Consider the following 26988-nt stretch of genomic DNA (forward strand, 5'->3'; position numbering starts at 1 on the left):
CGCTTATACCTGCTTCACAACTTGATCGATTGCGCCAAACAGGCTGTTGCCTTGTTTATCGAGCATTTCAATACGAATTCTGTCGCCAAAACGCATAAAAGACGTTTTTGCTTGACCTTGCTCTATGGTTTCCAGCATACGCTTTTCTGCGATACACGATGAACCTTTGCTGCGATCCAGATTAGAGACTGTACCCGAACCAATAATGGTTCCTGCACGAAGGACTCTGGTTTTTGCAGCATGTTCAATCAGTTTTGGGAAGGAAAACGTCATATCGATTCCCGCGTTGGGTTGGCCAAATAATTGCTCATTCAGATGACTTAATAAAGACAGATGCACTCGTTGACCATCCCATTCAGACCCTAGTTCATCAGGTGTGATAGCTACAGGAGAAAAACTGCTGGATGGTTTCGATTGGAAAAAACCAAAACCTTTTGCCAGTTCATTTGGTATTAAATTACGCAATGAAACATCATTGACCAGCATGAGTAGCTTAATATGTTGTCCTGCGTTTTCATGGTTTATGCCCATAGGAACATCATCAGTAATTACTGCAACTTCTGCTTCAAAATCGATGCCATATGCTTCATCTGCTGCCAAGATGGGATCTCTGGGGCCCAAAAAGGAATCAGAACCTCCTTGATACATCAAAGGATCAGTCCAGAAATTCTCTGGCAATTCTGCACCACGTGCCTTACGCACCAGTTCAACATGGTTAACATAAGCACTGCCATCCGCCCATTGATAAGCACGAGGGAGTGGTGATTCACAGTGTTGTGGATCAAAACTAAAGGAATTCTCCAAAAGTCCTTCATTAAGCTGTTGATACACTTTTTGTAACTGCTCTTCTACTGCATTCCAATGATCTAGGGCATATTGCAAATTGGGTGCGATTTGAGGTACCCGTATTGCACGAGTCAATGATTGATTGACCACGCATAATTCTCCATCGCGTGATGATGTTGATTTTAGACTGGCAAGTTTCATAAGTTCCTCATTTAGTTGTAGTCTGGACAAGTTAATCCCCTCTCCCATTCATGGGAGAGGGCTATGGGTGAGGGTTCATTAGCCTAAACCAATACCCTCATCCACCCTAATGGGCACCTTCTCCCCAAACGGAGAAGGGACTCTTTACCCCATCTGTCCAGGCCATATTTTTCTTAGGCGGATTTTTCTTTCAAAGTTCCACGTTTGATCTGATCTCTTTCAATCGCCTCAAATAATGCTTGAAAGTTACCTTCACCAAATCCTTGATTTCCTTTGCGTTGAATGATTTCAAAAAACACCGGGCCAAAGATATTTTCAGTAAAGATTTGCAGCAATAAACCATGTTTGGGATCGCTTTCACCATCAATCAGGATTTTCTCTTCTTGAAGTTGACTCACTGACTCTTGATGCCAAGGAAGGCGATCATGCAACATTTCATAGTAGGTATCTGGAACATCAAGAAATTTAACCCCTTGTTCTCTTAATGTATGCACCGTATGGTAAATGTTGTCAGTAGATAATGCGATATGTTGGATGCCTTCACCTTTGTAATCATGTAGAAATTCTTCAATCTGCGATAAATCATCTTTAGATTCATTCAAAGGAATTTTTATTTTTCCACAAGGACTACCTAGAGCACGACTTAATAATCCGGTCATCTTCCCTTTAATATTAAAATAACGAATTTCCTGGAAGTTAAAAATGGCTCCATAGAACTCAGCCCATTTATCCATATTGCCACGAAAGACATTATGGGTTAAATGATCAATGAGTACTAAGCCATTACCGTTTACTTTTTTATTAGCTTGATTTTCCCAATGCGTTGAGAAGGGTTGATGTTGATCGTCAACAAAATAAATGACACTACCACCTATAGCTTGGATACCTGGTAAACCATGATGCGCGTGAGTGCAATCTTCAAATGCTTTGGCTCCATGTTTGAGTGCATATTCGAATGCTTCCTTGGCATTCTTTACTTTAAATCCCATGGCGCAAGCACCCGCTCCATGAGTTTTGGCATGTTCTTCTGCTTGGCAATTTGTTGCTGCATTGACAATAAATTGAATCTCGCCTTGTTGAAATAAGGTGATGTCCTGGTTTTTATGATGCGCGGTAGCTTGGAAACCCATATCTATGAACTGTTGATGCAGGTGTTTTTTATCGGGACCTGAAAACTCTAAGAAAGCAAAACCATCTAATCCACAGGGGTTGTTATTTGTTTGCATTGTTGATTACTCCTTTAAAATGATTCGGTACTTAAAAACTCCTTTCTCTATAGGAGATAGGTAAAGTAAGATTACCTTGCCTGGCTCGTGGCCACTGTCATTTACTTCAGGAATTTACCCTTTTCCCTGCCCGTCAACCTGAGTGCAAGCAGGGCTCTCTCCAGGGTGAACACTGTTCTAAAATGGGGAGATCCTTCGCTATGCTCGGAATCACGAAGACCAAAGAGAAGGTACCCGTTAGGGCCGATGAGGGTATTGATTGGGTTCATGACTCCTCATCTCTCCCCCTCTTCCACTAGGGGAGGGGATTCCTAGCTACATGTTGTCTCTAAGATGGTTGTACTAAAAATAATCCATCTGCTATAGGTAACAAACTAACAAACACGCGTTCATCGTTTTTAATCAGATCATTCAGTTTTCTAATTTCTCTGGTTTGTCCGCCTAGTTCATTTTCATCAATTACTTTACCATCCCAGAAAATATTATCTATTGCGATTAACCCTTTGGGTTGAATCAGTTTTAATGCCAATTCATAGTAATGCACATAATTGGTTTTATCGGCATCAATAAAAATGAAATCGAACTTTTGTTCCCAGCCTTCATTGAGGAGGTTATGTAAAGTATCTAATGCACGGCCAAGTCTTAATTCAATTTTATGGTCTTGCTGTGCTTCTTTCCAGAAGGGATGAGCCTTGCTTGTCCACTCGGAATTGATATCACAGGTAATGAGCTTTCCATCATCAGGCAAAACCAAGGACATGGCTAAGGCACTATACCCCGTAAATGTTCCTAACTCCAAAACATTTTTGGCACGGAGCAAACGTAGGAGCAACTGCATAAATTGTGCTTGTTCCGGCGCAACTTGCATGTTCGCCAGCTCCATAGTGGAGGTCAATTTGCGTAGACCAGTTAGGGATGGATGCTCGCGCAAAGACTTGTCCAGCATGTATTCATAAAGTTCGGAAGTCAGGTTTAAATGTTTCATAGAGTCCTAAGTTCTATTATTTGGGCCAAAATGGCAATGAAAGTTTCCAATGCTCATCTACTACTCCGTCGAGTGCAGGAATCTCCTGTCATAACACTATGCTACAGCATGGAGATTCCTCGTCGCATTCGGGATGACGTAAGCCCTAGGATAACTTCTCTTTTGCCAAATTATCTGCGATTTCACTCGTAGGTAAATTTTCTTGAGCAGATCGCACAAAAATTTCAGTTAAATGGGTATAAATCGCATCGATTTGTTCGTTAACTTGTTCTTCTGGAGTATGGAGATATTTAGATGCTGCAAAAATTAATCCTCCAGCATTAATGACGTAGTCCACTGCAAATAAAATGCCTTTATCATGTAATTTATTACCATGATAGGTATGCGCCAACTGGTTATTTGCCGCACCTGCAACAATCGTTGTTTGCAATTGAGAAATGGTAATGTCATTGATAATTGCACCCAAAGCACAAGGAGCAAAAACGTCACAGGGAACTTTATGAATTTGATCAGTACTTACCGATTTAGCTCCAAATTGGGTCACTGCGCGATCGACTGCTGCTGGAGAAACATCCGCCACTGTCAATGTCGCCCCTAATTCATGTAAATGTTTAGCGAGCAAAAATCCAACATGGCCTAAACCCTGGATGGCCACATGAATTCCTTGCAGGCTTTCTTTCCCCAGTTTAAATGCAACAGCTGCTTCAATGCCACGTAGAATCCCTCTGGCAGTAGAAGGTGAAGGGTCTCCATCATATTTGGATAAACTGGCTACGTAGGGTGTGTGTTCTGCAATGATGTCCATATCAGGTAATTCAGTTCCGCTATCAAGAGCAGTAATGTAGCGACCGTTTAATTCATTAACGAATCGACCAAATTGATGCATATATTGGGCACGATCAAATGGACCTTTGGGTTTAATGATAACTGATTTACCGCCTCCCAAGGGTAAGTTGACTGATGCTGCTTTAAAGCTCATTCCTCGGGCAAGACGCATGGCATCTTGAATCGCTGCATAAGTATTTGGGTATTCAATGAAACGACAACCACCTAAAGCGGGACCCAATTTGGTATTGTGGATGGCGATTATTGCTTTCATTCCAGTCTTAGGATCTACTTTAAAGTGCAAGTCACCAAAATCATGAGAGAGAGCGTAATCGAGGAAATCATCTTCGGTTGCTATTTGGTTAGTATTTGATATATTGTCGACAGAAATCATTGTTAATGCTCCTCTTGCAAATAGTTGCAGAAGTTATATTCCTATTTTTTGATTAAATCAATGGTATACCCCAAGAAACTCTAAAATGCTCTTTTTATCTTATTGCTTTTCTCGCTCCGGAAGTTTTTAACAATTCGCAATAGAAAGTGGCTCTTCCTTCTCATCAAAACATCCAAGACAAAAAGAATAAATTGCCAAAACATAAGGCGTGTTGACAATTTATCCCTTATGTGCTGCGACTCGTTCGCTTGGATGCCGCGAACAAGTCGCGGCATGTAGGCGGGGAGGGGATGAGTTGTCAATACGCCTTATTATTTTAAAGTTCCTAGATGCAGTTAATAATTTGGTATCTTAAGGCATGCTGGTATACACTAATTTGATTATTCATCAGATCGGAGAGGGTTATGCGCCAAATCGTCACCAGAATCCTGGTTTTATTGGTTATCACACCGCTTGCTTTTGCTGAAGATGTTTTACCACCGCCTCCTCCACCGCAACCTCAATTGGTTCTTGATAAAATTGATTTTCAACTTTCCGCAAAACAGTGGGTTACAACGCAAACTGCTTTATTAGGTGTGAGTATTAATGTGACATTGACCAGTGCTGATTTAGTGAAAGCACGTGCTGATATCATGGAACGATTAAATAAAATCGCGAAAGGGGATTGGCATTTAATTGAATTTGACCGTTCTCAAGATAGTTCAGGACTTGAAAAGCTCTATGTGCAAGCACAAGCGCGAGTCAATCAGGAAGCATTAACCGAGATTTATAAAAATGCCAAGGATGTCAGTTTGCCGGGTGCCAAATATGAAATATCCAGTGTAGATTTTAAACCGAGTTTTGATGAAACCCAGGCTGTTTTAAGTCAAATTCGACAACGGTTGTATCAGCAGGTGAATGATGAATTGGCTCGTATTAATAAGGAATACCCAAACCAAAATTACAGTGTAAGCAATTTGGTTTTTGTTGAAGGAAGTAATCCATCGCAGCCAAGACCTCTGCAGGCAAAAGCAATGAATACCATGATGGTGGGCGAAGCATCTGCTGCGGCTCCCGCTTTAACGGTAAGTAATGAATTAATTCTAACGGCGCTCGTTGAGGTTGCTTCGAATCGTAAACCCATTACAAAGTAATTTATTCATGAAATTCCCCTCTCCCATTAATAAAAGAGGGGTAGGGATGAGGGATTTTCGACCTCATCCTCATCCGCCCTGAGCGGCACCTCCTCCCTATGGGGGGACATTACATTTTACAAAAAGGGGAATAAATTTTGTTGGTTGTTGAAAAAATTATTGGGCACCGAGGCGCATCCGCTTATGCCCCTGAAAATACATTAGCTTCATTCGACAAGGCGCTGACTTTAGGATGTCATTTCATTGAATTTGATGTCATGTGCAGTGTTGATGGAGAACCTTTTGTAATTCATGATGATAATTTAAAAAGAACAACAAATGGACGTGGTGATGTAGGCTTAGTGGAGTCAGCCTATTTGCACTCTTTGGATGCGGGCTCTTGGTTTTCCCGCCAATTTAAAGGCGAGCATATTCCTCATTTTAAAGAGGTATTGAAGTGGTTGTCTTTTTCAGGTGTACAGGCAAATATAGAAATCAAACCTTATCCTGGTAGCGAGGAACAAACTGCAGTCGCGGTGATGAGCCACATTCAACGTTATTGGCCACAGGGAAAAGAGCTACCTTTAGTTTCGAGTTTTTCTTGGGATGCTTTAGTTTTATGTCGAAGTATTGCTCCAGAAATGCCATTAGGTTTACTCCTGCATGCTTGGGACGAACAATGGTTGCAAAAAGCAAAGCAATTAGACTGTTTTTCCATTCATTTTAACCGTAGGGTTTTAACTGAGGAACGTGTTAAAGCAATTAAAGCAGCAGGCTATGTTCTTTGTGCTTATACGGTGAATCGCAAGCGTTTGGCTCATAAGTTATTTGGCTGGGGTGTTGATGCGGTTTTTAGTGATTATCCTGACTTATTAGCATGAAAAAAATTATTCTTTTTTTATTTGTCATTTTTTTTGCTCTATCTGCCCAGGCAAAGCGGATTGAACTGGTGTTTTGGCATGCAATGGCCGGGCATTTAGGAGATGAGGTCCGATTACTTGCTGATGATTTTAATCAAAGTCAAAAAGAATACTTGATTAAGCCTGTTTATAAGGGCAATTATGTTGAGACATTAACGAGTTTTGCTGCTGCATTCAGAGCACATCATCCGCCGGCGATCGTACAAATTTTCGAAGTGGGAACGGCTATTATGGAATCCCCGAGAGGAACCATCAAGCCGGTAGATGAACTGATGCAGGAACAAGGGATAAGCTTGCCTAAAGAGGACTTTATCCAATCTGTTCGTGAGTTTTACAGTAAAGAGGGACAACTCATGGCGTTGCCTTTTAATCTCTCCGTCGCAACGCTGTATTACAATCTAGATATTCTTGCTAAAGTAGGTTACTCCCCAGCTAACTTTCCACGCACATGGGCTGAGATGGAAGTATTGGCTGAGAAATTAAAAAAAGCAGGCTATGATTGTACTTATACAACGGCTTATCCAGGCTGGGTCCTTTTTGAGTCTTTTTTAGCGATTCATGGGTTGCCGCTGACTCAAGATAATCCTGCGCGCGCTGTTTTTAATACCCCACAATTAGTGAGCCATTTCGCACGTTTGAAGCGTTGGCATTTATTGCATTATTTTCGCTATGCCGGAAGGGTCGATGATGCCACTATTTTATTTACAAGTGGTGTTTGTCCTTTGTTTAGCCAATCTTCTGGGGCTTATAATAGTTTGTCTGCTTTAGTTCCCTTCCGTTTAGGAATTGCCAGCATGCCTTTGGATACCGAGGTGAGTCAGGTTAGACATGCCAATGTTGCTGGTGGTGCGGCATTATGGGCTGTAGCGGGACAAACAAAAGAGCATTATAAAGGAATCGCCCAATTCTTTGCGTTTATCACCAAACCCGAAATACAAAAGCGTTGGCATGAGCATACAGGTTATTTTCCTATAGGTTTAAACGGTATTTATGCTGATATTTTGCACAGTAGCCACCATCCCACTTTATTGATGGCGCGAACAGATTTAGCTGGGGCGTTGCAAGAAAAACCTTTACCCCGTTTTGGTCCACAGAATCAGATTCGTGGGATTAACGATGAAATTTTGGAGGCGATGTTTGCAGGATTTTTAAGCCCAAATGAAGCATTGCGGGAATCTGCGGTACGTACCGATCATGTGTTGTCACGTTTTGTGAGGAATACTACAGGATCATGATGATAAGAACATCAAAAATAATGTGTATTCTGGCAATTGCTTTTTACTGTTTTCTCGTGGTTTTGGGTAATGTTACCGATTATAAAAACAATTATGTACTGGTAGAGCGTACGTTGATGATGAACGACCTCTTTGCAGACTCTCAAATTGGTTATCGAGCTATTTCTAATCCCACAGTACATCGTGCAGCATACCTTATTATCATTGGATTAGAAACGTTAACCATGGTGCTTTGTGCAGTAGGTGCTTGGAAGTTATTTAAAGTGAGGCATGCAAGTGCACTGATTTTTAATGGTACTAAAAGTTGGGCAGTAGCGGGCCTCACTTTGGGGTTTTTAACTTGGCAAGTTGTGTTTATGTCCATCTGCGGTGAGTGGTTTGGCATATGGATGTCTTCCTCGTTAAGAGGATCTTTAACCATAGCGTTTCAAATATTCATTACCTTTTTAGTTCTTCTAATCTACTTAATTATCAAGGATGAGTAATGTGAGCATTTGCTGCAATATATCAGCCCAAACATAGTGTGGGAGCCCCAGTATATGGCATGAGTATGATAAATATTGGGAGATCCTTCGTAAAACTCCATAGGATGACGAGTGTCGTAAACGATTATGAATGAGGCTTGAATTGGGAATCATATCTGATTTTAGATGATTATAACCCCCCCCCCGGAGGCGGGGGGTAATGAAACCAAAGAATCACTAATCCATTAGAATGTCGCTGTGGTTTTTATTCCTAATCGTTCTGCTAAAGGCTCTTCCTTTTCAAGCAATTTCTGCAGTTCAATTGTTCCTTTTTTAACTGCTTTCTCAAGCATAAATTCACGTGTTTGTACCTCTTTTAGATCTTTATTTAACTCTTTATCATTAGAAGGAAGATCCAAAATTTGAACATCTCCTATGCCTAACTCTTCTCTCAAAAGAGTTGATCTTACCCATTGAAGATAAAAGGATGAATTTCTAGCATATTCCATTGGAAGCGGTTCTCCTACTTTTCTTCCTGGTATAATCGCTAATTCATACTCAGCTTTAGCTAACTCTAATTGTTTTCTCTGCTGAACAATTTCCTTTAACTGAGCTTTGACTATTTCCAAGTCTTTTTCGAGTTTCTCAATCCTTTCATGTAAGGGATTATATTCTTTGAATAGCCTGTCTCTAACAGCGAGAAAAGTCCTTATCCCTGATTGTATGACAGTAGCTGCTTGTTCTTCTTTTTTAGCCTGTTTCTCCCTGTTCAGCATAACTTCTCTTGTTTTTTCAGCTGAATTTTTAGGATCAATTATATCTTCTACAGTCAGAATGAGACCTGTACCTTCATATCTTTTATCAATATACTGTTGCGCACGAGCCTCCACATCTTTATTTCGTACACAACGTCCCGTTGCTTGAGGTCCTGATAGAATTCCATTAATCGCATTGATATTTGATTCAATCACTGGTGAATTAGAATTAATCACTTGTACGTTCAGGATGTCTCGAATACTTACCCCTGTGGCAATCACCTCATCTGCTACGATATGCGTTCTTAGTCCTGCTTCAATTTGTGCAAGCTGTGCATCAATTACATCCTGTTTTGTTTTCATATCAATTGCACTGGCGTAATTCTCCGTTGCTTTTAATGCAGCTAAATCGACAGCAGGAGCCTTTGTAATCACATCAGATACAGGTTGTGATGTCTTGATTTTAGCGACCATTGCTTCTGCTCTATCCAAAATCAATTTGACCATGGCTTCTTTTTGCTCAGGAGGCAATTTAGAAATAGGCGCTCCCAATTTTGTCAACGCTTCATTTAATTTTACTCTATTTGTTTCTTCACAAACTTTGAGCTTGTTTAAAAACGGAGGAGGTATTTCTACATCTTTTGTTTTGTATTTCTTGATATGCTCATCACATTCTATTAGATATTCCTCGAGTTTATGAGTTCTGTCTTTCTCAGCAATATCGGTGAATTTTTCATTAAAGATCAATGCAAGAGCAAAACTATTTATTGTTCTTTGAATGTCTTTCTGCTGTTCTTTGCTGATATCATTTTTTAAATTCACTTCACGTAAAGGAACCTGACCACGCACCGCTACTTCATCCACAGCCCCAAATCTTTTGGCCAATTCTACCCTGGCTCGCGCTTCAGATTCTTTTCTGAGTTCTGCTATTTTTGCTTGATATTTTTCAAGAGTAGCTTCATCCCCATTCGCTAATTTCTGATAGGTCTCCGCCAATTTGTCACGTGTTGTTTTGTCATCAGAAAAGCCCATGTTGCGTTGAGCACGGATACGGTTCAATTCTAAAGCGTGATCAATGGCTTGTTGTTGGGCAACAGAGTCTTCAATGCCACTGTTTGCTTTTTTGATCTGTTCTTTTAATTCGACTGGATCAACATAACCATTCATTCCCTCTTGGAGATAATAATCATCAAAGTAATGAATTACTGCTTGATCAACCAAATCTTTTTCTTCCAAATAAGCCACCTCCGGTTTAATTGGACGAATGGTCCCTAACTGAATTGCAGCACCAAGACTTAAATCATCCAAAGGAGTACCAGAAAAGAGATCGTACAACTTGGAAGTCGGTGTAGCTGTTAATGCCAAAATGGAATTACGCCCTTTTAAGCCTTCTAAAATTTTTGTGTCTTCTTCGTTAAAGGTATGACGATGGCTTTCATCAATTAACACCATCGAATCTTTGATTTCGCTGGCAATGATCTTGAACAAGGGATGTTCCGCTTGTAAAACAATTTGATCAAAATGTTCGCTACCAGCAATCACTTTAGCAAAATATTCCTTAATTTTTAACTTATCCTCTTGTTCCATATCACTTAAATCGTCCTTCAAACCATCCCAAAACACATCTACCTTTGATTTAATCGTTTCTAAGGTAAAAACAGTAGGAATATGCGAGATGCCATTGACTTTTCCTGCACCTAACATTTTTTGGGTTTCACCAGATTGCTGATCCACTAATGTCTTATCAGGAACAATCATTACGGTGCGTCCAACAGCTTGAGCAATACCTGCCATTACAATACTCTTGCCTGAACCGGTACCCATCACTGCCAGACGTTGTTCATTTCCTGCACTTAGGCTGTCAGTAAATTTGGCTAATATTTCATTTTGATATGCATGTGGAACAAAAGATTTCGTATCAACAGCTAACCCTTTATTAGTCACCGCACGAAGATCACCTTCTTTATCGTAGGTTAATTTAACGGTTGCTGAATGATCGTGATCGAAAAATAATTTACCTCGACTCACTTCTGCATTTAATTTGCTGGTTATATTAACAGTGTATTCTTGTTGATCTTCTTTTATGCCATTATAAGTAAAATCTACTGTATAAACCGCGCCGCCAATAGTAATGGCCGCTTCAAGATGTAATCCGTCTTCTTTTTGAATCCATTGACTTCTTTCTTCTCCGGGCTTACCTGCTTTCGCTAAAATCGCTTTTACGACATTTCCAATCTTAGGATCCTTTTTTGAGTTTTCTACAGCAATTATCTCTTTTGCTGAACCTACTGTAACCACTGCTCCATTGGTTACAACTTCTTTTAATAAATGAACTGCTGCAACGGTATCTGTGTAATCCTTAAGATCTGCAATCTGTCTTTTAACAATTTCGCTATTTGCGCCCATAAGAATCTCCCCATAGAATAATTTTTAAAAAATAAAAATATAATCCAGATCCTTATAAATTATATTTGGGTATTTAGGTGACAAGTCGCCCAAGGTTTTTGATTATACAAAATGAATATTAAGTTACCATTAAGTGATTTTATTATTTAATTTGTAAACTAAGTCTCACAATGTACTTAATATTGCGATTATACAAAAAGAATATTAAGTGACCATTAAGTGATTTCGTTGATGTCAAATTGATCATGTCGAGGGGTGTATGGTATATATTAGATATACCTACTGTATTTTAAATCCAATTATTTGATAGTATCTTGACCTTGATGAATCTTTTTTGATGATAAACTCAAAGATAACAGATAAAAATTTTTACAGCAGATAGATGACACAGGAAAGTGAGGCGGCAAATGGCATTTATGAAGTTCAATCAAACAACTGAGACAAGAAGTAAGATCATGGCACGTATCGATAAATTAGGTTTGAAGTCTGATCCACGAATGATCCAAACTCTTGAGGAAAATTTGCCCTATCTCAATCGATTGACCTCCTTATTCAATGTGTTAAAAAAATGCGACATTACATTGGACGAAAGTCGCCATCAAATTATTGCAAATAATGTTTCTAATGCCAGCTATGTGGTAAATCTATTAGAATTTATGCACAAAAAAGGAATTGATACTGCGATTATTCCACTGGAACTTTTGTTTCAGGTTGCAGAATCAGAAACAACACTAAAACATGGAATGCGCCAGCTTATCAAACATAAATCACTTGATGCAGCCACTTTAAAACTTATATTTTCTTATCCGGAGCAGTCTTACTTACTTGCCGATTTAATTATTAATTTTCAAGCCCATGCCTATCCTACTGAAAAAATAGTTGAAAAGTTGGGACAATTCTCGGCCCCAAACATGAATGCAGTAATCGAGATACTTACTTTGCTTTTAAATAGCAACCTCTATTATTTCGACTGCCTCGACATTTTATTAGGACAGCAAGGATATATAAGTAAAATTTGCGAGGGAGCAAAAAAACTTGCTGTAGCAAATAAACTTTCATCAAGTTATTTTGATGCCGTTGGAAAAAATCCAAAAAATGCCAATATTCTTGCAAATATCATTTTGCTGCTGCAGAACCTTTCAATTATCGATTATAAAAAAACCGAAGATCTTTTAATTGCAAGTAAATTGGGGGCTGGTGCATTTCACTTCTTGACGCATCTGCAACAATCAGGAATGTTGAACGCTGAGAACTATAAAAAAGTGTGTCAGCATCATTCCATACTGAATACGCATAAAGTCATGGAGGCTTTATGTGGTCTTCCCTTATTCGCCGCGTTCGAGAAGGGAGAATTAGAACACATGCTTAGTTTAATTACTAAAGAGCCCTGCTCGGATAATGATCAAAATGAATTAATTGAACTGATTCAAAAGCATGATTTAACCAGCAAACTCCATTGGTAAAAAAAAGCAAAATTGATTTAAGACAGTCATTTATGTTATATTTATGCCCTTAGAGATCAATTAAGGGACAGTTATGGCTGGAACAAACAGCAGCACCAACAGAATGATTACAAGCTTAAAGCCTAATGCAATCAATACCATATCTGAGACACCCTTAGTGCCCGTGGTCCCAGTGGTACCTGTGGCGCCTGCAGTATCTGAAGCACCTACTGATCCCTTTATTAGCCGCCTGCAAAAATTAAATTTAGGAAACAATACTCGAATGGTGTCTCTGATTCAGGCACATTCTAATTTTGGTAATCGTTTGATTTCTTTATTTAAGGCACTTAAAGAATTTAAAATCGATTTGACTGATGATCTTGAGTGCACGATTAAGGAAAATATTTCTCAAGTTGGTGGGGTTGTCAGTTTATTAGAGTTAATAAAAAAAGATGTTCGTATAAAACTTGAATTTCTGCCAATAACGCTTTTATTTAATGCTGCAAAATTTGAAGTATCCATAACACAAAGCATACGAGATTTGGCCCTTCTAGAGATGCTTGATTCAAATACTTTTAATTTATTGCTAGCCTATCCTGAGCAAGCGCTCAACATCTCAATATTGCTGATTAAGCTTCAAGAACGTGCTTATTCGCCTACAATTTTAGTGGATAAACTTAAGGATGTCTCAATTGCCGCTGAGCGTATGGATACAGTGATCGCTTTGCTTGATTTAATATTAGAAAATAATCTCTTTTACCCTGATGTGGTTGATATTCTTCTAAGACAAGAAAAACATATTGATAAAATTTACGAAGGGGCTCAAAAGCTTGCTGCAGAAAAGGCCTTATTCCCTAACTATTTTACTATCATTGAGGACAATCCTCAAAATGCCAATATCTTTGCTAAAAATATTTTGTTACTCAAGAGCGAATCACTGATTAATTGTCACAATCCTGAGTGCTTATTTGAAGTAAGTCATTTAGGGGCTGGTGCATTTCACTTTATGAAACTGTTACAACACGCCTCTATGTTAGATGAACATAATTTTAAAATAATCTGCGGACAAAAAAATAATATATTAAATCGAGATGAGGTCATTGATGCACTAAGCAATCTTCCTTTGATTGTTGAGTTCCAGAAAGAAGAATTAGAAACGATGTTGAATTTATTGAATGAAGCAGCAGTTTCCGCTCAGGATATTCAAAAGTTCAATGGAATAATAGAAGAACATTTTATTCCTGAGATTTCCTGTCAATTCTCCCGCGCATGTATTTAATAAACAAACCCATGCAATACCCACTGGCTTTCATCGATCGCTGCACTTAACTTTGGCTAATGATCACGGATGAATAGCCATTGTATTGAGTTGTAGTTGAATTGCCTGTTGCTGAGCGGCTTCATTTTGCTGTTGGGTAGCGGCAATAGAGTCATTCATGGCATTGATGGCATTTTCTTGTTCGACAATCGCAGGACTATCTATTGAAGTATTTGCATCTAAAGGTACATCGGGATAAGCCGCTTGCGGGGGATTATATCCAGGAGTAAAAGTGTAATTGGCTGGTGGATTTGATGTACCTACTACATAAGCAGTTGGAGCGCATCCTGCTAAAATAAGTATTGTTCCTAAAAGACTAATAGAACAGGTGGTCTTTATCATAAAAAACGCCCTTAGAAATACAAAAATAAATTGTATTACCTTTTTGCCGGTATTGTATAATTATAGGACAAATTGAGTGTAATTTTATCTGTCGTGGTTGGTGTAGACGATATTTTTAGCCTTGGAGCAGTGCAGAGAACGCAGGCTCTTTGTCACCATCTCAAGTGCAATGAGCAATTTCCTATGGTCAGAACCCTGCTACCACCTGGAGATCGCTCATTGCCCTTGGGATGATTCAGGACATGAATAAATTATAGTGGCTCTAGGAAATTACCTAAATTAGGTTTTTGGCCCAGGCGGTATTGGTAAACTACATAAAAAGCCATTACGTTTTTTAGGTAGTTGCGTGTTTCTTGCCAAGGTAGAGTCTCTATCCATACATCAATTTCCTTGGGCGGATGCGTCCTTAACCAATAAACGACTTGTTTAGGGCCTGCATTGTATGCTGCAGCAATCAGTATGGGATGATTTCCGAATCGCTTTGCAAGTTGTTTTAAATAAGCAACACCGATGTTAATGTTCTTTTGGGAAAGAAATAATTGTTTTTGATCGTTATACTGAATCTTATCTGCTCTTGAGACAACTCGAGCAGTATAGGGCATGACTTGCATTAATCCTCGAGCTCCTACAGAAGAGGTTGCATCATCTCTAAACCCACTTTCCTGACGAATAATGGCATAAATAAACTCAGGGGCAACAGCATATTTTTTAGAATAGAGTGAAATACTGTCTTTATAAGCCAAAGGAAACCTTAACGAAAGTTGATTATTTAAGGTTTCGTTACTACTTAAATAAACGGATTTACCATGCCATTGCAGTTTCTGATCAATCCAATAAACTAATGCACTTGCCTCGTCTTTAGGTAACTCACTAATGAAATCATTGAGTAAGCGCGATGCTTGCAGCGTTTGTTTGGTCATGTAAAGGGTTTGAATTTGATCAATGAAGGTTTGATAGGGTTTCAATACGTCCAGATTTGTTGTTGGTGTTTCATTGGTAAAACTGGGTGTTTTATTGAGGCGAAGACTGGCAAGAAATCCATAATATTGCCTGTTTCTGGCTAAAGGTTCGTAAATGGCTTTGGCCTCTGCTTTCTTTCCCTGTTCTTCTAAAGATCGTGCTAACCAATATTGCCAACAAGGTTCATCTTTATTCTTCGAATCATTAATTAATATGGTTACTTGCTTCCAGTCTTTTCTTTTTAATGCAAAACGTATTTGCCAATCGAGTAACACATCGTTGTAATATTGAGGTTTGACTTTAGCGAACCATTGCAGCGCATCGTCATGATTGCGCATGGCTCTATAAAGTGCTACATGGGCTAAAAATGCTTGCTTTTGTGCTTGGGTAAGCATTTTTTGAGTTTTGCTTTGCTGCCACAACAGCAACGCTTTATTCATATTAATTGAAACCATACGCTTCAAGCCGTAAAGGTAAAGGTCACTATTTAAACCACCAGGACTCAGCTTGCTAATGTTTGCTGGGTTTTGATAAACGAGGTTTAAAGTATTTAACTCAGATGTATGGGGTGTTCTGTATTGCTTCAATAAATATCGGGCCAGTTGAATATTGCGTCGATCCAAAGCCAGAACGATTCGTTGCGTAATTAAGTTTTGATCAAAGTTATTATCTTTTAAAAGCAAGTCAAATAAACTGTTGCAAGAAGGGGGCCTTGAATCACCGCTTAGCCAGAGTGGAATAGATGCTTTTAATGCTTCTTCCTGCTTGCCTGTATTGTAGTTTGCGATTTGCTCATAACAAACCAGATTCAAATCATTAGACGGTTGATAGTATTGACTAAAGGCCATCCAATTCTTATTTTTTGCCAGTTCATACAACCATTTTTCGCGTAGTTTTGTGGATAAAGGGGCGGTTCCTTTAATAAAATCCAAGAAAGAAGCACTAGGTGTCGTTGTAGGAAGATTTTGGCTAAACGACAAATAAGTATTAAAGCGTTCCATGTACGCCTCTCCCGAGAGGGCAATACAGGCTTGAGAACTAATGAATCCACATAAAAATAAAATAATTTTTTTCATAACCTTTCTTACATTAAAATTTAAACAGTCCCTAATTGTTTTCGCATGGAGTCAATTGTTTCTTTATAATTCTTACTGTTGAATACAGCAGCACCGGCCACAAATTGATTCGCTCCTGCACGTGCCAAAGTTGCAATATTTTCTATGGTTACCCCACCGTCAACACAAAGATCAATTTGGGGGTAGAGCTTGCGGATTTGAGGGATTTTATCAATAATTTCAGAGATGATTTTCTGTCCTCCAAAGCCAGGATTTACCGTCATGACTAATATAAAATCGAGTTTATGAGCGCACCAAGTCAATACCTCAATGGGTGTTGCTGGATTTAATACAAGACCTGCTTCACATCCTAAATCTTTGATCAGCTTTAAGCTGCGATCCAAATGGATTGTTGCATCGGGGTGAATACTAATTCGTTTTGCACCTGCTTTTGCAAATGCTTCAATTAATGCATCAACAGGTTCTACCATGAGATGAACATCAATGGGAAGTTTAGGGAAACGTTTGAGCAAAGCCTCACAGAACGCAGGACCAAACGTTAGATTAGGAACGTAATGATTGTCCATAACATCAAAATGTATAAAATCAGCTCCTGCATTCATTACGGATTCTACTTCATTGCCTAGGCAAGTGAGATCAGCAGACAAAATCGAGGGTAAAATATGATAAGTCATAGAGTATTTTTTTAATTTGAAGGAATAGGTATATCATATTCTGTCTTGAAAAAACATTCCACGTGTTATGTAACTAAAGTATGTCTCCGCACAGGTCTTGCATCTTGAAAATTTGGTCAAAATATGAGACAATATGCTCCTATTTTTGCTCTTGTAATTTGGAAGTTATCTCAATATGATAGCAAAATTACAGAGATCCTAATCATGCTTTTTAGGGAGAATAATATGAATCAAAACTGGCCTACCAGAGACAAAGATTTACAAGCCGCCCGCGTGATTATGGAGGAGTATGCTAGTGATCGCGAGAGTGATACCTTAGGTCTTTTTGAAATAGTTGTGGATCAAGCCGAAAAAAAAATGAATTTTCGTTTGTCTGGTTGGGTGGTCATTTTGGCAAAGCATTTTAATTCAATGTACGGAGTGAGTCAGGGGGATTTTATAACCCGACAAATTATTACTCGTTGTTTGACGCAAGGACAAACACTCCATTAATTTCACGGTTTACGAAGCAGCAGTATTCGGCACATCGTGCACGACCTGTGCTCAAATCCAGCCGCTATCCAGGATTCAAGCACAGCCCCTAAACCGCTGCTTCCATCGTTTAGAATTCAAGCAAATACTTATTATAATTTTGTTTGTATTCATCCGAATTTTGAAATTTGACTAAGGCTTCGTTTACTTCGGTTAATAAATTTGGTTTAGCAGGATTAATGACTATTCCATAACCCGATCCATACATGTAGGGTGGTCCTATCAATTTAAATGCATCTGATGAGTTAGATGCCCAATAAATGGCGGTTGCATTATCTAGTAGAATTATGTCTACGTCACCCCTACTTAGGGCCGCAAGCTGATCCTCAATACCGGAATATTCTTTAATATTGGGATTATTTACACCCATCTCCCTAAGTTGATCTAAAAATACGGTACCGGTTTCTAATCCTATTTTTTTACTGTTTAAAAGATTTAGACTGAACGTCTCTTTTGAATTCGACTGTTTTTCTAAAAAGCGGGAGTAACTGAGCAAATAGGGTAGACTGAAATTTACTATTTTTGCGCGTTCATTAGTAATCGTGATGGAGCTTATCGCAATATCTAATTTATTATTAATTACTGCATCGATTAATCTATCAAAACGCATCACATGAAAGACACACGTCTTATTCATAATTTTGCATAAACTGTTCATCATATCAACATCAAAGCCGTAGGCTTCATTACGGGTTCCTTGCATGACGAATGGGGGATCAAAACTTTCAATCCCTACATTGAGCGTTTCGCCTTGAGCGAAAAGCGAGGAGGTGAAACAAATAAATGCAATTAGAATTAATCGAGTCATTTTTTAATTATAGAATTATTTATTGATTTTTATAGATTATAACGAGAGTATTAATTTGGGAAATGAAAAATATAAATATATGACAATGGAAATCCCTAAATTATTGGAATCAAAAGCATCGTTCATTGAAAAGCACCTGTCGGATTTGCATCATCCCTTGTATGACCAGGTCGTTAAGTTGCTTCTTGTCAGTGATTATGCGTGCCGACAGATTCAAATATTAAAAACCTTAGTCAAGGAAGATGACTGCTGTTCTTTGTTGTCTCGCGAGGATTATTTTCATAGGGTGCAGGATGTGTCACTTAACTTGCCCCAGGCTGCTTATTTCCGTGCATTGCGACAATTTCGCAATACGCATTTCTTGCGGCTACTTCTTCTTGAACTATCCGATATTGCCAGTACGGCACAGATTATGAGTTCTTGGTCTGATTGTGCTGAAGCACTTATTTTGCATGCGCTCAATTATTGCAAACAGGGATTATCTTTACGTTATGGGATCCCTCGCGATGAAAAAGGGAATGAGGTCGAATTATTTGCTCTGGCCATGGGTAAATTAGGAGGCAGGGAGTTAAATTTCTCCTCAGATGTGGATCTTATTTTTGCCTATTCGGTTGTGGGAGAAACTGACGGTGAGGAGCGAATCGACAATCAGCACTATTTTAGTAGGCTAGTGCAACAACTTGTACAGACTTTGCAAAATGTAACGCCTGATGGGTTTGTTTTTCGAGTCGATTTACGATTAAGACCCAATGGAGACAGCGGTCCACTGGTTTCTAGTTTGGCTGCAATGGAAACTTATTATCAAGAGCAGGGACGCGACTGGGAACGTTATGCAATGGTTAAAGCACGAGTGATTGCTGAAACAGCGGATGAGGTGCATCCCTGGTTTGCCCGGTTGATCGTGCCTTTTGTCTACAGGAGGTATGTAGATTTTAGTGTGATTGAATCGTTACGCAGTATGAAGGCTATGATTGAGCGGGAGGTGCAATTAAATCCTCGGTTGGATGATATAAAGCGTGGCAAAGGCGGAATCAGGGAAGTAGAGTTTGTCATTCAAAATTTTCAGTTAATTCGTGGTGGTCGCTTACCGCAATTGCAGGTACAGAATGCTTTGCTTGCACTGACAGTTTTAAAGCGAGAAAAACTGTTATCGCATACGGATGCTTTAAAACAGGCGTATTTGTTTTTACGCAAGCTTGAAAACACACTTCAGAGTTTAAATGATCAGCAAACCCACTCGTTACCCGATGATTTAGTGAAACAAGAGCAAATTATTTTAGCGATGGGATACATAACATGGGATGATTTGCTTAATAAATTACATAAATATCAGAGGATTATTAGCTATGCATTTCATTCCGTGCTCGGGAAGGTCAAAGATTATGAAGATGAGAAACGATTATTAGCGAATCAATTAGCCAGTCTTTGGCAAGGACATGTAGAAACCAGTATGGCAATCAATTTGCTGACTAGTTTAGGCTTTACCAATGCTTCTCATTGCTATCAAATGATTCATTCTTTTCGTCATGGCCCTCGTTGCCGACGTCTTACGCAAGGTGCACGGATGCGATTGGATCGGTTCATGGTGATGTTGCTGGCAGAGTTAACCCATGTTGAAAAAACCGATGAAGTTTTATTGCAAGTGATGCATTTACTCGAAAATATAGTAGGTCGTAGCGCTTATCTTGCTTTATTAACTGAAAATCCTCAGGTCTTAACTGAGTTATTGTTTTGGTTTGCCCAAAGTCCGTTTATTACCTCCTTACTCGTAAACCAACCTTTTTTGTTGGAGGTGTTGTTGGATCAGGGGGAAGAATGGCGCCCCCAGTCGTTGCATCAATTACAAGGGCAATTAATTGAAAAACTAACCCATCATCATGATGTGGAAGCACAAGAAGAAATATTGCGTCAATTTAAGCTAACCAATTGGTTAATGGCTGCACGGGCAGAGCTTTATGGTTTATGTAATGCCGTGCGCATTGGACAATTTTTGTCGGATGTGGCTCAAGTCATCGTAAACCAAGTGTTAATCATTGCGAGTGATCAATTGTGTGTGCGATATCCGGAAATGAAGCAAGCAAAATCGCACTTTGCAATCATTGCTTATGGAAAACTGGGGAGCCGGGAAATGAATTATGCTTCTGATTTGGATTTGGTTTTTTTACATTCGGCACCCCTTTCTGAAGAAGCATTGATTACCCGTTTAACGCAAAAAATTTTGCATATGCTGACTACTCGTTCCCAGTCAGGGGTCCTCTATACTGTCGATACACGTCTTAGGCCTTCTGGTGCGGCGGGATTATTGGTAAGTCATGTGGATGCCTTTGTCGAATACCAAAAAAATCAAGCATGGACATGGGAGCATCAGGCTTTATTGAAAGCACGTATCCTGAGCGGAAATACAAAGATTAGAAATACCTTTTTACAGTTGAAAAAATCGGTATTGTTCATGACGCGTGATAAACCAACGCTGCTGCAAGATGTGTTGGCGATGAGGTCCAAAATGGAGCAACATCAAGATCGAAATCCTATTTCTGGTGGGTTATTGGATTTGGAGTTTTTGGTGCAGTTTTTAATACTTCATTTGGGAGCCCCTTCTTTATCACGATATACGCATACGTTAAGTCAACTCCATCATTTGTTTTTAGCGGGTGTTTTAAGCACAGAGCACTACAATTTTTTAAAGAAAGCATACAAAAAACACCATCAGTTATTGCATCAGAATATATTGCGTCCAGGGGTTGTGAATCATGAAAAAAACAAGCAAGGTGAGATATTGAGTGTATGTAAAGAACTTTATAATCAGGTGAAATAGTTTTTTTATCTGTAGCCCGTATTCGCGTATTTCAGGCTACAGATCCTGAGGTGCAACTTATCTTTTACTTGAATTCTGCATAGAGATCATAATCATCACTATCGGTAATCAGAACTTCCGCAAATGATCCCACTTTAACGCCGGGATTTGGTGGCAGAATAACAAGCCCGTCGATTTCCGGGGCATCACTTTGGCTTCGGGCAATAATTTGTTCTGCGTTGACTTCATCAATTAATACCGTTTGTATACTGCCAATTTTATTTTCTAATTTATTGCGGCTAATTTCTGCCTGTAATTGCATAAAGCGATGGTAACGTTCCTCTTTAACTTCTTCCGGTACAGGGTCGCTTAATTCATTCGCTTTAGCCCCTTCAACTGGTGAATACTTGAAACAGCCTACGCGATCTAACTGAGCTTCTTCAAGAAAGTCGAGTAACTCCTCAAATTCTTCCTCTGTTTCTCCGGGAAAACCAACAATAAAGGTTGAACGTAATGTAATATCGGGGCAAATTTCTCGCCAAGAAGCGATACGCAGCAAGGTATTTTCACTACTTGCAGGACGCTTCATTGCTTTAAGTACTCGCGAATTAGCATGCTGTAATGGGATATCCAAATACGGGAGAATCAGACCATCACTCATTAAAGGAATGATCTCATCCACATGCGGGTAAGGATAAACATAATGCAGGCGAATCCAAATGCCTAACTGCCCTAATTGTTCGCATAAATCATAAAAACGAGTATCTACGCTTTTTCCTTTCCAGGTTATAGGTTGATAGCGCGTATCCACTCCATAAGCGCTTGTATCCTGGGAAATCACTAAAATTTCATTAACCCCCGCGTCTTTTAATTTTTGCGCTTCGCTTAATACTTGGGCCATTGGGTAGCTTTGCAATTTTCCTCGCATGGTAGGAATAATACAAAACGTACATTTTTGATTGCAGCCTTCGGATATTTTTAAATAGGCATAATGACGTGGTGTTAATTTAATTCCTTGGGGAGGAATCAACTGGGTAAACGGATCGGCGGGTGGAGGCAGATGCTGATGAACGGCATTCACTACTTCCTCATAGGCATGTGCACCACTAATATGCAAAACATCGGGACACACTTCTTTGATGATCTCGGCCTTGGCACCCAAACAACCTGTAACAATAACACGTCCGTTCTCTGCCATCGCTTCTTTAATGGTATCCAAAGACTCCTTGACGGCACTATCAATAAATCCGCAAGTATTAATCACTACAACACCTGCATCCTGATAACTGGATACCAATTCATATCCCTGCGCACGCAGTTGGGTAATGATGCGCTCGGAATCTACCAGAGCTTTGGGACAACCCAAGCTAACAAATCCTACTTTATGATTCATAAAACTCTAACTGTAAAAAAAGTGAACGAATTATACCTCTTAATGAGTATTATTGTCGACAAGATTATGGAGGTTTCAAGTATTTGATTGCATTTACGTAAATCAGTGGTTCTTTCAAAATGTAGGTTGAGCCCAAGGCTCAGTCTACACACTCTCCCGTTTCGGGAGACCCTCATCCGTCCTTAAGGTATTTCATTTCTAGCGGAGGAGGGATATTTCTTTTCTGCCTAGTCTATCTGCTGTAAGATTTTTAAAAATTTATTTGCAGAGACTTCGCCAACCAGCTTGAGCTTATTAAGTTCTCTGCCTTGCTCATCGAAAAATATAAAGGTTGGGGGCGCTACAACATGAAAATAATTGAGGAGGGCTTTATCTTCCGCAGAGTTTGCGGTGACATCGATTTTAATTACCGTAAAACGCGCCAAAGCTTCTTGAACACGAGGGTCTTTAAATGTGGTTGCATCCATTACCTTACAGGATGTACACCAGTCAGCATAAAAATCAAGCATCACCGGATTGCCTTTGGCTTCAGTTAACGCTTTTTTTATGGAGCTCAAGGTCTGTTTTTGTTGTGTTTTAATTGCAATATTAACAGGAGCCGCATTTGCTGATTGGGCTGTAGTTAAGGGTTGCAGCGGATTTGTTGCACCCATGCTTGCTCCAACCAAAATCAGGAAACCGTAGACCAGTAGAATGAGGCCTACTCCCTGATTGAATTTTTCACGATGGGTTGCTGAGTAGGTGAGGGCGCCACTGTAGATTCCTGAAAAAATAAGCAAACTTGCCCATAAAATCATACTGACCAAGGGAGGAGTGATTCGCGAAATAAGCACAATGGCAACCGCAATGAAAATAATACCAAACAATGCCTTGATAGTGTTCATCCAGTTCCCGGTTTCAGGCAACCATTTGCCTGCAGAAGTACCAATAAGCAATAAAGGCGTACCCATTCCCAGGCCTAAAACAAATAAGGTCAGGCAGCCTAAAAGGATATTCCCGGTTTGCGCAATGTAGGTTAATACCCCAATTAATGGTGCTGTAACACAAGGTGAAAGAATCAGGGTGGATAAACAACCCATGATCGCAGCCCCAAGATAGTGGCCTCCTCTTTGATTGCTGGAACCGTGTATTTTTGCTTGCCAGGAATGCGGTAATTTGAATTCATAAAATCCAAACATGGATAAGGCTAACAGCATAAAAATCAGGCTAAATATTCCTACGGACCAAGGTGATTGCATGCTTACTTGCAGATTGGATCCGAGTAAAGCGACGACTGCACCAATAATTGAATAGGTAATCGACATACTCAGTACGTAGCTTAATGAGAGGAAAAAGGCTTTTCGCGTTGTAATTTCCTTACCGTGACCCACAATAATTCCAGACAAAACGGGCACCATGGGTAAAATGCAGGGAGTGAATGATAAAAGCAAACCAAAGCCATAAAAAGTTATCAAAATGAGCAACCAATTGTGGCTCGAAAAAACTTTTGTGATTCCCTCATTTTGCGTTTCTTCTGCAACCGCAGGTTGCATATTGTTGCCTTGATCCAGGCTTGCTTGGGTTAACGCCAAACTGTCATCTATAGTTAACTGAATTGTTTGGGTTTCTGGGGCATAGCAAAAACCATCGTCAGAGCAGCCTTGATAGTGTAAGTTCACCAAAGCTTTTCCAGGTTTATTTCCTAAGATACCTACTGGTATGGTGACGTGATTACGATAGACAGGATACACATGCCCCTGTTTATCTACTTTTTTCTCTGTAGAGGGGAACCGAAGGGTGCCTATTTGCACCGCACTGTTCGTTTTGGTGGTTAATTTAATTCGATCGCTGTAGAGAAAATAATTAGGCTTTATCCGGAAATTAATGGCAAATGTATTCGGATCGACTGGTGTTACATTGACTTGGAATATTTCTGCAGCAGGAAGAGGGGTTGCATGCAGAGCAAATGTGGTTATGCAACAAAATAACAATAAAAACCATTTTCTCATTCTGAAACCTTTATTACAATGAAGCCTGGGTGGAGCGCAGCGAAACCCGGGATTAGAAATTGATCTAAGAAATTCCCGGGTTTTGCTGCGCTCCACCCAGGCTACAGAATTTTACTGATATATAGTGTAACTATATCAGAACATCGAGTAGTGTGAAAAAAATAAAATTAAAATTTTTTTTATTTTAACCCTTGAAACTCTCTTCCTTGTCCCCATATGGCTCTCAGTAACATTGCAAATTGACTTTAAAGATTAATTAATCAGGAGATAGAAGCATGAAAATTCGTCCTTTACACGATCGAGTTGTTGTTCGTCGTATGGAAGAAGAACGTACCACAGCGGGTGGTATTGTTATTCCAGATAGCGCTACTGAAAAACCAATGCGTGGTGAAATCATTGCTGTTGGCGCTGGTAAGGTATTAGACAACGGTGATGTTCGCGCTTTAGCTGTAAAAGTGGGTGATATTGTCCTGTTTGGCAAATACTCAGGTACTGAAGTGAAAATCGACGGTAAAGAATTAGTTGTGATGCGTGAAGACGACATCATGGGTGTAATCGAGAAGTAATCGTTTCATTTAGGAGATAGAGATAATGGCTAAAGAATTACGTTTTGGTGACGATGCGCGTCTACAAATGTTAGCTGGTGTTAATGCATTAGCTGATGCTGTACAAGTAACTATGGGCCCACGTGGTCGTAATGTCGTTTTAGAAAAAGCTTATGGTGCTCCCACTGTAACTAAAGACGGTGTATCTGTAGCGAAAGAAATCGAATTTGATCAACGCTTCATGAATATGGGCGCACAAATGGTTAAAGAAGTTGCTTCTAAAACTTCTGATACTGCTGGAGATGGTACTACTACTGCTACTGTATTGGCTCGTGCGATTGTTGTTGAAGGGTACAAGGCAATTGCTGCGGGTATGAATCCTATGGATTTGAAGCGCGGTATCGACAAAGCAGTTACTGCAATCACCAAAAAATTACAATCTATGTCTAAGCCTTGCAAAGACAATAAAGCAATTGCTCAAGTAGGTACTATTTCTGCTAACTCTGATGAAGCAATTGGTTCTATCATTGCTAGTGCAATGGATAAAGTAGGTAAAGAAGGTGTTATTACTGTTGAAGACGGTAATGGACTTGAGAATGAATTATCTGTTGTTGAAGGTATGCAGTTTGACCGTGGTTATATTTCTCCATACTTCATCAACAATCAACAAAACATGACTTGTGAGCTTGAGCATCCATTCATTCTGTTGGTTGACAAGAAAATCTCCAGTATTCGTGACATGTTGTCTGTATTGGAAGGCGTTGCCAAATCAGGCCGTCCATTATTGATTATCGCTGAAGATGTTGAAGGCGAAGCTTTAGCAACTCTAGTTGTTAACAACATGCGTGGTATTGTTAAAGTATGTGCAGTTAAAGCCCCTGGCTTTGGTGATCGTCGCAAAGCAATGTTGCAAGACATCGCAATTCTAACTCGTGGCCAAGTTATTTCTGAAGAAATTGGTAAGAGCTTAGAAGCTGCTACTTTAGAAGATTTAGGTACTGCAAAACGCATCGTGGTAACCAAAGAAAACACAACTATTATTGATGGTGAAGGTAAAGCTTCTGAAATCAATGCGCGTATTACTCAAATTCGTGCTCAAATCGAAGAAACTACTTCTGATTACGACCGTGAGAAATTACAAGAGCGTGTTGCTAAACTTTCTGGCGGTGTTGCGGTCATCAAAGTGGGTGCTGCTACTGAAGTTGAAATGAAAGAGAAGAAAGCTCGTGTTGAAGATGCATTACATGCTACTCGTGCTGCTGTAGAAGAAGGTATCGTAGCAGGTGGTGGTGTTGCTTTAATTCGTGCCCAAAAAGCTCTGGATTCTTTGAAAGGTGACAATGACGATCAAAACATGGGTATCAACATTCTTCGTCGTGCTATTGAAGCACCAATGCGTCAGATCGTATCAAACGCTGGTTATGAAGCTTCAGTAATTGTAAACAAAGTATCTGAAAATAAAGATAACTATGGTTTCAATGCTGCCACTGGCGAATTTGGTGACATGGTTGATATGGGTATTTTGGATCCAACTAAAGTAACTCGTATGGCATTACAAAATGCTGCTTCTGTAGCGAGCCTTATGCTGACTACTGAGTGCATGGTTGCTGATTTACCTAAGAAAGATGAAGCTGCTGGTGATATGGGCGGCATGGGTGGAATGGGCGGTATGGGAGGCATGGGCGGCATGATGTAAGCCTCTCTCCATTCCTATTCCTTTAAAAACCCGCCGTAATGGCGGGTTTTTTATTGGTAAAGAAGACCATCATCCCTCGCTGCACTCGAGATGGCGTGCTATCATTCAAAAT

The 26988-nt window shown here is 39.6% G+C and carries 21 protein-coding genes; 10 read left to right on the plus strand and 11 right to left on the minus strand.

Annotated elements, in window-relative coordinates; translation table 11 throughout:
- Positions 1–3: 3 nt before the first annotated feature.
- From OQJ26_RS13330 to OQJ26_RS13345, 4 genes are all read right to left on the minus strand, one after another.
- A complete protein-coding gene (locus tag OQJ26_RS13330; protein WP_265704347.1) occupies positions 4–987 on the minus strand; it encodes a fumarylacetoacetate hydrolase family protein in 984 nt (327 codons plus the stop codon).
- Between the two features lie 173 nt (positions 988–1160).
- Positions 1161–2213 (minus strand): 4-hydroxyphenylpyruvate dioxygenase, encoded by a 1053-nt coding sequence (hppD, locus tag OQJ26_RS13335; protein WP_265704251.1) that lies wholly within the window; start codon positions 2211–2213, stop codon positions 1161–1163.
- A 328-nt stretch (positions 2214–2541) separates the two neighbouring features.
- The gene (locus tag OQJ26_RS13340) at positions 2542–3198 is read right to left on the minus strand and encodes an O-methyltransferase (protein WP_265704252.1); all 657 of its coding nucleotides are present in this window, start codon (positions 3196–3198) and stop codon (positions 2542–2544) included.
- A 145-nt stretch (positions 3199–3343) separates the two neighbouring features.
- Positions 3344–4417 carry a Leu/Phe/Val dehydrogenase gene (locus OQJ26_RS13345; protein WP_265704253.1) on the minus strand — a complete coding sequence of 358 codons (1074 nt, stop codon included), beginning with the start codon at positions 4415–4417 and terminating at the stop codon, positions 3344–3346.
- A gap of 404 nt (positions 4418–4821) precedes the next feature.
- On the opposite strand from OQJ26_RS13345, the gene OQJ26_RS13350 reads away from it, so the two are divergent.
- The 4 genes from OQJ26_RS13350 (at position 4822) to OQJ26_RS13365 (ending at position 8169) form a co-directional block, all read left to right on the plus strand.
- The gene (locus tag OQJ26_RS13350; protein WP_265704254.1) at positions 4822–5550 is read left to right on the plus strand and encodes a hypothetical protein; all 729 of its coding nucleotides are present in this window, start codon (positions 4822–4824) and stop codon (positions 5548–5550) included.
- A 140-nt stretch (positions 5551–5690) separates the two neighbouring features.
- Positions 5691–6410, plus strand: a complete 720-nt coding sequence (gene ugpQ, locus OQJ26_RS13355) for a glycerophosphodiester phosphodiesterase (RefSeq protein ID WP_265704348.1) — start codon at positions 5691–5693, stop codon at positions 6408–6410.
- Positions 6407–7684, plus strand: coding sequence for an extracellular solute-binding protein (locus OQJ26_RS13360; protein ID WP_265704255.1), 1278 nt, complete (start codon positions 6407–6409; stop codon positions 7682–7684). The genes ugpQ and OQJ26_RS13360 overlap by 4 nt, the downstream gene beginning before the upstream one ends.
- Positions 7681–8169 (plus strand): DUF2165 family protein, encoded by a 489-nt coding sequence (locus OQJ26_RS13365; RefSeq protein ID WP_265704256.1) that lies wholly within the window; start codon positions 7681–7683, stop codon positions 8167–8169. Before OQJ26_RS13360 ends, OQJ26_RS13365 begins: the two co-directional genes overlap by 4 nt.
- Positions 8170–8393: 224 nt before the next feature.
- Here the strand turns inward: OQJ26_RS13365 and OQJ26_RS13370 are convergent, their stop codons facing one another.
- The gene (locus OQJ26_RS13370) at positions 8394–11309 is read right to left on the minus strand and encodes a DEAD/DEAH box helicase family protein (protein ID WP_265704257.1); all 2916 of its coding nucleotides are present in this window, start codon (positions 11307–11309) and stop codon (positions 8394–8396) included.
- Between the two features lie 407 nt (positions 11310–11716).
- Between OQJ26_RS13370 and OQJ26_RS13375 the strand changes: the two genes are divergently transcribed.
- Complete coding sequence (locus OQJ26_RS13375) at positions 11717–12772, plus strand: hypothetical protein (RefSeq protein ID WP_265704258.1); 1056 nt, start codon at positions 11717–11719, stop codon at positions 12770–12772.
- 73 nt (positions 12773–12845) lie between these two features.
- On the plus strand, positions 12846–14030 hold the full coding sequence (locus tag OQJ26_RS13380; protein WP_265704259.1) for a hypothetical protein: 1185 nt from the start codon (positions 12846–12848) through the stop codon (positions 14028–14030).
- A gap of 63 nt (positions 14031–14093) precedes the next feature.
- On the opposite strand, the gene OQJ26_RS13385 is transcribed toward OQJ26_RS13380, so the two are convergent.
- The 3 genes from OQJ26_RS13385 to rpe form a co-directional block, all read right to left on the minus strand.
- Positions 14094–14411: a hypothetical protein gene (locus OQJ26_RS13385; protein ID WP_265704260.1), complete on the minus strand. Its 318-nt coding sequence runs from the start codon at positions 14409–14411 to the stop codon at positions 14094–14096.
- 251 nt (positions 14412–14662) lie between these two features.
- Positions 14663–16447, minus strand: a complete 1785-nt coding sequence (locus tag OQJ26_RS13390) for a transglycosylase SLT domain-containing protein (protein ID WP_265704261.1) — start codon at positions 16445–16447, stop codon at positions 14663–14665.
- A 20-nt stretch (positions 16448–16467) separates the two neighbouring features.
- Positions 16468–17121 carry a ribulose-phosphate 3-epimerase gene (rpe, locus tag OQJ26_RS13395; RefSeq protein WP_265704262.1) on the minus strand — a complete coding sequence of 218 codons (654 nt, stop codon included), beginning with the start codon at positions 17119–17121 and terminating at the stop codon, positions 16468–16470.
- A gap of 225 nt (positions 17122–17346) precedes the next feature.
- Between rpe and OQJ26_RS13400 the strand changes: the two genes are divergently transcribed.
- Positions 17347–17613, plus strand: a complete 267-nt coding sequence (locus OQJ26_RS13400; RefSeq protein ID WP_265704263.1) for a hypothetical protein — start codon at positions 17347–17349, stop codon at positions 17611–17613.
- Positions 17614–17722: 109 nt separating this feature from the next.
- Here the strand turns inward: OQJ26_RS13400 and OQJ26_RS13405 are convergent, their stop codons facing one another.
- Positions 17723–18460, minus strand: coding sequence for a transporter substrate-binding domain-containing protein (locus tag OQJ26_RS13405; protein ID WP_265704264.1), 738 nt, complete (start codon positions 18458–18460; stop codon positions 17723–17725).
- A gap of 79 nt (positions 18461–18539) precedes the next feature.
- On the opposite strand from OQJ26_RS13405, the gene glnE reads away from it, so the two are divergent.
- Entirely contained in the window at positions 18540–21275 is a 2736-nt protein-coding gene (glnE, locus tag OQJ26_RS13410; protein ID WP_265704265.1) for a bifunctional [glutamate--ammonia ligase]-adenylyl-L-tyrosine phosphorylase/[glutamate--ammonia-ligase] adenylyltransferase, read from the plus strand.
- A 64-nt stretch (positions 21276–21339) separates the two neighbouring features.
- Here glnE and rimO read toward each other — a convergent pair whose 3' ends face one another.
- Together rimO and dsbD are read right to left on the minus strand one after the other, a co-directional pair.
- Positions 21340–22647 (minus strand): 30S ribosomal protein S12 methylthiotransferase RimO, encoded by a 1308-nt coding sequence (gene rimO / locus OQJ26_RS13415; RefSeq protein ID WP_265704266.1) that lies wholly within the window; start codon positions 22645–22647, stop codon positions 21340–21342.
- 227 nt (positions 22648–22874) lie between these two features.
- The gene (gene dsbD, locus OQJ26_RS13420; protein WP_265704267.1) at positions 22875–24635 is read right to left on the minus strand and encodes a protein-disulfide reductase DsbD; all 1761 of its coding nucleotides are present in this window, start codon (positions 24633–24635) and stop codon (positions 22875–22877) included.
- 275 nt (positions 24636–24910) lie between these two features.
- Between dsbD and groES the strand changes: the two genes are divergently transcribed.
- A complete protein-coding gene (groES, locus tag OQJ26_RS13425; RefSeq protein WP_028381154.1) occupies positions 24911–25201 on the plus strand; it encodes a co-chaperone GroES in 291 nt (96 codons plus the stop codon).
- A gap of 25 nt (positions 25202–25226) precedes the next feature.
- Complete coding sequence (groL, locus tag OQJ26_RS13430) at positions 25227–26876, plus strand: chaperonin GroEL (RefSeq protein ID WP_058478323.1); 1650 nt, start codon at positions 25227–25229, stop codon at positions 26874–26876.
- Positions 26877–26988: the final 112 nt, after the last annotated feature.

Origin of the sequence: Legionella sheltonii (genome assembly GCF_026191355.1) — a bacterium.
In the GTDB taxonomy this organism is placed as follows: domain Bacteria; phylum Pseudomonadota; class Gammaproteobacteria; order Legionellales; family Legionellaceae; genus Legionella; species Legionella sheltonii.